At 72.7% G+C, this 605-nt stretch carries 2 protein-coding genes; both read left to right on the top strand.

Annotated features, from left to right (window positions below):
• On the top strand, window positions 1-255 hold a 255-nt coding region (locus G3I71_RS45690), incomplete at its 5' end, for an FHA domain-containing protein (protein ID WP_164324844.1).
• On the top strand, window positions 252-605 hold a 354-nt coding region (locus tag G3I71_RS45685; RefSeq protein WP_164324842.1), incomplete at its 3' end, for a protein kinase. The genes G3I71_RS45690 and G3I71_RS45685, both read left to right, overlap by 4 nt.

The raw sequence follows: 605 nt of genomic DNA, 5'->3' as shown, positions 1-605 counted from the left end.
GTGACCAACCCCGAGCTGCCGCGCCTCGTGACCGTGCCGAGCCCCAACCAGGACATCTCCCGCACGCACGCGGAGGTGCGCACCGAGGGCGAGCACGTCGTGGTCACCGACCTCGACTCGACGAACGGCGTCCACGTGTCGCGCCCGGGCCAGGGCGTGCGTCGCCTGCACCCGGGCGAGCCGAGCGTCGTCGGCACGGACGAGGTCGTCGACCTCGGCGACGGCGTGACGTTCACCGTGGAGCGCAGCGCGTGACAGCTCGTCGTGAGGCGTCCGCGCCGCCGGACCTGCCGGGCTACGAGCACGTCCGCGTGCTCGGGCTCGGTGGCTTCGCGGACGTCTTCCTGTACCACCAGCACCTGCCGAGCCGCGACGTCGCGGTCAAGGTGCTGCTCGCGGGCAGCCTCGACGACGACGTGCGCGCGCGGTTCCAGACCGAGGCCAACCTCATGGCCCAGCTGTCGCACCACCCGTCGATCGTCACGATCCACCACGCGGCGATCGCCGCGGACGGCCGCCCGTACCTCGTCATGGAGTACTGCTCGCGCCCCGGCCTCGCGGAGCGGTACCGCGCCGAGCGCATGTACATGGCCGAGGTGCTGCGC

Origin of the sequence: Streptomyces sp. SID12501 (assembly GCF_010550245.1) — a bacterium.
Lineage (GTDB): Bacteria > Actinomycetota > Actinomycetes > Streptomycetales > Streptomycetaceae > Streptomyces.
Note: the sequence above shows the minus strand (reverse complement) of the source record. Positions and strands in the feature narration are given on the sequence as shown.